General features: G+C 46.3%; 1 protein-coding gene. It reads left to right on the forward strand.

Going from position 1 to position 881, the window contains the following annotated elements:
* Positions 1 to 372 precede the first annotated feature (372 nt).
* Positions 373 to 881, forward strand: a 509-nt coding sequence (locus ACFQY8_RS08005; protein ID WP_377939455.1) for an IS30 family transposase, incomplete at its 3' end; no start/stop codon positions are given.

An 881-nucleotide genomic window follows, 5' to 3' on the forward strand; every position in this document is an offset into this window, starting at 1 on the left:
TACAACATTCTACAGAAAGGAAAGAGTTCAATGACCCATACTTGGGCTTACCACATTAGAGGTGGCACTCATACACGGATACCTACTTCCTGATACCCCTATCACCAAGGTTAGTCGTCTTACTCATCGTTCTCGTCCGACTATTTACCGTGTTAAACACTGGATAGACAAAGGTCATGACCTATCCGAGTGGACTAACTATCAGCATGATATGAGAAGGAAACGAGGACGACATCGCATTACCCTGTCGGGTGAGTGTATGCGTTTGGTGAAACAGTTACTCGCATACGGGTATAGTCCAGGTGTTTAGCTCACACACAGGATATTGGTTGTAGCGCACGTACCCTGTACCATCTCGCCGAAAAAGGAGTCGTGTCTCTTACCCTGCTTCCCTGGAAAGGGAAAAGACGAAAAACCATACGAGCGAAAAGAGAGGGAGAATACGAGGGGCTATTTCTATACACGAGCGTTCTCATATCTTTCCTCACTATCGTAGCGAGTTTGAACACTGGGAAGGGGGACACTATTGTGGGTAAAGGACGTAAAAGCTGTGTTGTTACCCTAGTAGAACGTTCTAGTAAGCATATCGTAACACTTCCCACACAGGGGCGTACAGCAACAGATATAGAACAATCCCTCCACGAGTGGCTTACACGTCAAGTAACAGGAGCAGTAAAGTCGATAACCTTCGACCGAGGTTTAGAGTTTGCTAGATGGCAGCAAGCGATCCGTGACACTTCTACAAGTGTGTTTTTTGCAGACCCTGGAAGCCCAGGACAGAGAGGACTCAACGAAAACAGTAACGGTTTGCTACGTCGTAGTGGACTTCCTAAAAGCCTTGACTTTAACACGGTGACGCTACAGTATTATACGTTATGTTG

The organism is Alloscardovia venturai (assembly GCF_042676605.1).
In the GTDB taxonomy this organism is placed as follows: Bacteria; Actinomycetota; Actinomycetes; order Actinomycetales; family Bifidobacteriaceae; genus Alloscardovia; species Alloscardovia venturai.